Here is a 5722-nt window from a genome sequence, read left to right as displayed (position 1 = left end):
ACGGTGTACTCCGGGCGGCGGTTCATCTATCGCGCGCAGCAGGACGGCGTGCCCATCGGCATCGTGAACCTGGGCCCCACCCGCGCCGACGAGATGGCCGCCGCCAAGGTCGAAGGCCGCCTGGGCCACGTGCTTCCCGCGCTCGCCGAGCAGCTGGCCCGCGGCTGATCTTCATCCCATCCGCACGCAAACCGAGGTGCCGCCCCGGCCGGGACGGCACCTCGCGTCGTTTTCGGATGATGGGGGCCAACTCGGGGGCGACCGGATCCGGGACAAGCCGTGGTCTTCCTGAGGGGCCCTCATGAGCTCGACCGCGCCGGATGCGGGCGGTCCCGAAGGATCTTCCCATCCTGGCAAGGACCCGGTCCCGCGGCGAAGTCCCTGCCTCGCGAAATTTTGTGTGCGAAACTCGGGGACGGGCTCCGTGCACGAGGGTCGCCGCAGAGTTTCGCGGGCAAGATCCTTCGTCGCCGCCAAAGATCACGTTCGGACAGCGTTCAGGCGGCGGCTCCTCAGGATGACGCGGTTCGAAGCGCGAGGTTTGGCAACACCCTCCCAGCAAATCGCTGCCGTACAATCTTCAGGCGCAATCGGGCTCACACGGCCCAGGCGGGCGGGCCGGCGAGCTCCCACGCGGACCCGGACGGCACCTCCGCCAGCTCCGCGCTCAGCGGCGGAATGACGAGCACGGCGCAGGGCGCGTGGGACAGCACCGACTCCGCCACGCTGCCCAGGAACACCCGCGCGGCGCCGCGTCGGCCGTGCGTGCCCATCACCAGCAGGTCCGCCTCCCACTCGCGCGCCTCGTGCACGATCTCCGACGCCGGGTCGCCGCCGCGCACCCGCGGGGTGATGGCGGCGCCGGGGCTCTCCGCGTCCAGGAACTCCAGCAGGTCGCGCTCGCCGATGCCGGACGGGGGCAGGGGAAGGGGCATGGGCCCGTCGGCCATGCAGGGCGTCTGCACGTACAGCGAGCGCATCTCCGGGGCGGCGCCGCCGCACAGGGCGCGTGCCAGGGCCAGCCCCCGCCCGTGCGCCCGCGCCGCGTGGTGCGACAGGTCCGTCGTCATCAGCACGCGCAACGGGCGCTCCGGCAGGGGGCCGCGCGCCACCAGCATGGGGATGCGCATGGTGCGCAGCAGGTGCGTGGCCGTGGTGCCCAGCACGGCACGGGCGAGGGGGCCGCGTCGCGTGGCGCCCACCACCAGCAGGTCCGCGCCGGACGCGGCCGACGTCTCGCGCAGCCGCTTTTCCGGGTCGCCGCTGAGGGCCCGGCATACCACGCGGCCCGTGCCCGTCACGCCCGGCGCCACGCTTTCCACGACGCCGCGCAGGGCGCCCGTGCGGCTGAGGGAGACGGCCATGCCGGGGATGGTTTCCGCGGCGTCCACGTGCACCAGGTGCAGCTCGGCGCCCGTGCGGCCGGAAAGGGCCAGGGCGGCGGCGAGCGCGGGATCGTCGGGCTGAAGGGTGGCGACTCCCGCCACCAGCTTGCGGATCGGACGGTTCATGGGGCCTCCAGGCAGATGGCAGGGAATCACGTCTCCTCCCATGCTAGCCTTGGCCCGTCCGCCGCGTCATCGGAAGGTTTCCCATCCCGCGACGGGCGATCTCTCGTCACGCGTCGGGAAAAACCCAACTGCATTCTCACGCAGAGGGAGCAGAGGCAGCAGTACTACAGTTCCGCGCCGAACCGGAGTACTCTGCTGCCTCTGCTCCCTCTGCGTGAGATGATCTTTTGTCTGTTGGTCTCAGACGCCGGCGGGCTCCATGCGGCGGACGGCGTCCACGGCGAACTGGATGGACGAGTCCACGTACGCCGCCTGGTCGATGCGCACGTCCAGCCGCGAGGCCACGATGGTCGACACCACGCCGTGCAGGAGCGCCCACACCACGTGCGCGTGGATGCGCGCCTCCTCCGCGCCGGGAAACGCGCCCGGCGCTGCCTCGTGCACCAGGCGCGACAGCACGTCCATGGACCGCGTGGCACGCCGGAACGACTCGCGGGGAAAGCGCTCCGTGAACCGCGGCCGCAGCATGTACATGATCTCGTAGAACTCCGGGTTCTCCAGCCCGAACTCCACGTACCGCCGGCAGTGCAGCGCCAGCCGCTCCGCCGGCGTCCCCGGTGCCTCGGCCGCCTCCTGCACCACCTCGTACCAGCGCGAGAAACCCTCGTCGATCAGCGCGTGCACCAGCTGGTCCTTGCCCGCGAAGTGCTCGTAGATGCTGCTCACGCTGCACCCCACCTGCCGCGCGATCTTGCGCATGGACAGGTTCTCGTAGCCGTCGCGCACCAGCAGCGTGCGCGTGGTGTCGAGCGTGGCGGCGCGCAGGCCGCTTTCCGTCCAGGGCTGCTGCATGGGGGGAACCATCGGATGAGGGACGATCGGGGCGAGCCGGAACCCGGCCCGATGCCCAATGTGCCCGGCGGCGCCCGACCCGTCAACCAGGGTTGCGCGCGCGCCGAGCGGGCCTCATCATGCGTCCGAACGCCGTTCGGCGGCGGGCGCGCGATCCGCATCCTCCCGGCGCCGTTCCCCTGACGGATCCTTGCCCGCACCCCGGAGCACACCGCGTGTCCACCACCGAACGCCGCCGCGAGCCGCCGCCCATCGACCCCGACTTCTACGGCTGGTTCGGCACCCTGACGGACGAGGAGAGCGAGACGCGTCTCAAGGTGCGGCGGCTGATGGAGACCGTCGTGGCGCCCGTCGTCAACGACTGCTGGCAGCGCGAGGCGTTCCCGCGGCAGGTGATCGACGAGATCCGAACGCTGGACCTGCTGGACGGCTGGTACCGCGACGAGCCCGGCCCGCCGCCCGTGGCCCGGGCCGTCATCAGCATGGAGCTGGCGCGGGTGGATCCCGGGACGGCCAGCTTCTTCGGCGTGCACGCGGGGCTGTGCATGGGCTCCATCGCCCTCTGCGGTTCCGACGCGCAAAAGGCGGAGTGGCTGCCGCCCCTGCGGCGCTGGGAGCGCATCGGCGCGTTCGGGCTCACGGAGCCGGAGGTGGGCTCCGGGACGGCCGGCGGGCTCACCATGCGCTGCCGCCGCGACGGCGATGAGTGGGTGCTGGACGGGCAGAAGAAGTGGATCGGCAACGCGCCCTTCGCCGACGTGGTCGTGATCTGGGCGCGGGGCGAGGAGCCCGGGGCCGTGCACGGGTTCCTCGTCCGCACGGAGAATCCGTCTTATCAGGTAGAGAAGATCACGGGCAAGATCGCCCAGCGCACCGTGCAGAGCGGGCTGATCACCCTGGAGGGCTGCCGTGTGCCGGAGAGCGACCGTCTGCCGGGGGCGAACACGTTCGCGGACGTGGGGCGCATCCTTCGCATGGGACGCGCGGGCGTGGCGTGGCAGGCCGTGGGCTGCGCCATGGGCGCGTACGAGGCCGCGGTCAAGTACGCGCGCGAGCGGCAGCAGTTCGGCCGACCCATTGGCGGGTTCCAGCTCATCCAGCAAAAGCTCGTGGTGATGCTGGGCAACATCACCGCCATGCTGGGGATTGCCCTGCGCGTCACGCGGATGCAGGAAGACGGCACCCAGCGCGACGAGCACTCGGCGCTGGCCAAGCAGTTCTGCGCGGCGAAGTGCCGCGAGACGGTGGCGCTCGCCCGCGACCTGATGGGCGGCAACGGCATCCTGCTGGACTACGGCGCCGCGCGCCTGTTCGCCGACGCCGAGGCCATCTACTCGTACGAGGGCACCAACGAGATGACCACGCTCATCGTCGGCCGCGCCATCACGGGCCTCAGCGCGTTCGTGTAGACTTCGACGAGCAACCGGGAGGGGTGGATGGAGATGCCGGCCGTGCTGGTGGTGACCGGTGCGTCGGGTGCCGGCAAGACGACGCTGGTGCGGGCGCTGCAGGCCGGGGCGCCCGCGGGGATCGTCGGCCGGCACTTTGACGACATCGGCGTGCCGTCCGTGGAGGAGATGGTGCGCGAGCACGGCAGCGGCGACGCGTGGCAGCGGGCCATGACACACCGGTGGATGCGGATGCTGCGCGACCTGGACGTGTCCGCGGTGGTGCTGGACGCGCAGGTGCGGCCGTCGTTCGTGCGTGAGGCGTTCGAGGCGGAGGGCGTCCGGTGCGGCGGCATCGTCCTCGTGGACTGCGACGCCCACGTGCGGCGCGCGCGGCTGATCGAGCGCGGCCAGCCGGAGCTTGCCACGCCGCAGATGGACCAGTGGGCCGCCTACCTGCGCGGCCAGGCGGACGCGCTGGGCCTGCCCGTGCTCGATACGACGGATCTGTCCGTGGAGCAGGGCGTCGGGCGCCTGCGCGAGATCATCGACGCGCTGCTGGCCGAGCCGATGGATATGGGATGACGGGAGAGGCGCGTGGCGGGAATCGCGCGGGCGCCCCCTCCGGGCTCGCGGAGCTCGCCCACCTCCCCCAATACCCCTGGGGGAGGTTGAAAAAGCTCAGCTGAACAGAAGCGAGCGACAGCGGGTTCTGTCCCGTGCTGGACGGCGCGGAGTGAAGAATCGGGTCGTACCGCGCCCGGCACTCGCCCGTGCACGGGCCCCACGCGCGCGAACTCAGCGCACGGGCGGGATGGTGCACTCCGGCGACCAGATTCTTCGCTTGGTCGGCGCCGGACGCATCAGGACAGTGCCAGCCCCCAGCCGGCGCCTCGGTCGCTCAGAATGACAGCGAGGGCGGGGAAGGGAAGACGAAACAGCGACAACGGGCTCCGTCCGCGCTGTCATTCTGAGCGGAGCGCCGTCGCGATCCGTCCCGTGCTGGACGGCGCGGAGTGAAGAATCGGCTCGCGCCGCGCCCGGCACTCGCCCGTGCACGGGCCCCCACGCGCGCGAACTCAGCGCACGGGCGGGATCGTGCACTCCGGCGACCAGATTCTTCGCTCGGTCGGCGCCGGACGCATCAGGACAGGGCCAGACCCAGCCGGCGCCTCGGTCGCTCAGAATGACAGCGAGGGCGGGGAATGCCTGATCACGCGCAAAGCAGTTGCAGGCTATTCCCTATTCCCTGTTCCCTATTCCCTGCAGTCTCACATCAGCAGCGCCTCCACGCGGTGCGCATGCACCATGTCCTCGCACGGGGACCACGCGAACACCGTGAACCGGCCGTCCTGCGACGCCACCATGGCCAGCGCGTCGCGCTGGTCGTGCACGAACTGCGCGGCGGACAGGTGCCGCGTACCGCCCAGGGCCGTGGGCTCCACGACGGCGGCCACGCACCCCACCACGGGCGCCGTCACGGCCACGCGCTCCACCCGCTCGCTGCCGCGCTTGCGCACCAGCTTGACCCCGAACGCCAGCAGCTGATCGCACTCGTCCATCACCGTGGCGCCGTCCACGGCCGTGAGCCCCGCGATGGCGTCCACGGAGTTGCGGAACGCCTCGCGCCACCACGGACGCTGGCGCTCCTCCTCGCTCATCCGCAGCAGCTGCGACAGGTCGTCGTAGGGCGCCACGCGGTACGGGATGGGCTGGGCCGCGCTGGCCTGCCACGCGTCGCTCGCCGACGGCACCACGATGAGCGACCCGCCGCGCTGGTGCGCGCGCATGCTGATGGCCAGCTGGATGAGCACGCTGGTGGGCCCCGCGGCCGGCGCGGGCGCGTCAAAGCCCAGCAGCGAGCTCAGCAGGGCGGGGCAGTCGGGGAGGCTGGCGCCCGCCTCGTCCACCACCTGCACGCGGTCGCCCTGCAGCACGGCGATGGTGCCGAACTTGTCGAACTCCTCGCCG

The 5722-nt window shown here is 71.6% G+C and carries 4 protein-coding genes and 1 pseudogene; 2 read left to right on the top strand and 3 right to left on the bottom strand.

Translation table 11 applies throughout. The annotated features are described in order from the left end of the window. Positions 1-596 precede the first annotated feature (596 nt). Positions 597-1511: a universal stress protein gene (locus tag VFZ20_RS17095; RefSeq protein ID WP_329685128.1), complete on the bottom strand. Its 915-nt coding sequence runs from the start codon at positions 1509-1511 to the stop codon at positions 597-599. A 240-nt stretch (positions 1512-1751) separates the two neighbouring features. Continuing rightward, on the bottom strand, positions 1752-2363 hold the full coding sequence (locus tag VFZ20_RS17090; RefSeq protein ID WP_329685127.1) for a TetR/AcrR family transcriptional regulator: 612 nt from the start codon (positions 2361-2363) through the stop codon (positions 1752-1754). A 215-nt stretch (positions 2364-2578) separates the two neighbouring features. On the opposite strand from VFZ20_RS17090, the gene VFZ20_RS17085 reads away from it, so the two are divergent. Further along, the gene (locus VFZ20_RS17085) at positions 2579-3772 is read left to right on the top strand and encodes an acyl-CoA dehydrogenase family protein (RefSeq protein ID WP_329685126.1); all 1194 of its coding nucleotides are present in this window, start codon (positions 2579-2581) and stop codon (positions 3770-3772) included. Between the two features lie 27 nt (positions 3773-3799). Further along, positions 3800-4336: an AAA family ATPase gene (locus VFZ20_RS17080; RefSeq protein ID WP_329685125.1), complete on the top strand. Its 537-nt coding sequence runs from the start codon at positions 3800-3802 to the stop codon at positions 4334-4336. Positions 4337-5022: 686 nt separating this feature from the next. Here VFZ20_RS17080 and VFZ20_RS17075 read toward each other — a convergent pair. Further along, positions 5023-5722, bottom strand: a pseudogene (locus tag VFZ20_RS17075) (hypothetical protein); the annotation flags it as partial.

The sequence above is a fragment of the Longimicrobium sp. genome (assembly GCF_036280135.1).
In the GTDB taxonomy this organism is placed as follows: Bacteria; Gemmatimonadota; Gemmatimonadetes; order Longimicrobiales; family Longimicrobiaceae; genus Longimicrobium.
Note: the sequence above shows the minus strand (reverse complement) of the source record. Positions and strands in the feature narration are given on the sequence as shown.

Bases quoted from the DNA above. Each gene is read 5' to 3' on its own strand.
- VFZ20_RS17095 (WP_329685128.1), bottom strand. From the start codon at position 1,511: ATGAACCGTCCGATCCGCAAGCTGGTGGCGGGAGTCGCCACCCTTCAG.
- VFZ20_RS17090 (WP_329685127.1), bottom strand. From the start codon at position 2,363: ATGCAGCAGCCCTGGACGGAAAGCGGCCTGCGCGCCGCCACGCTCGAC.
- VFZ20_RS17080 (WP_329685125.1), top strand. From the start codon at position 3,800: ATGGAGATGCCGGCCGTGCTGGTGGTGACCGGTGCGTCGGGTGCCGGC.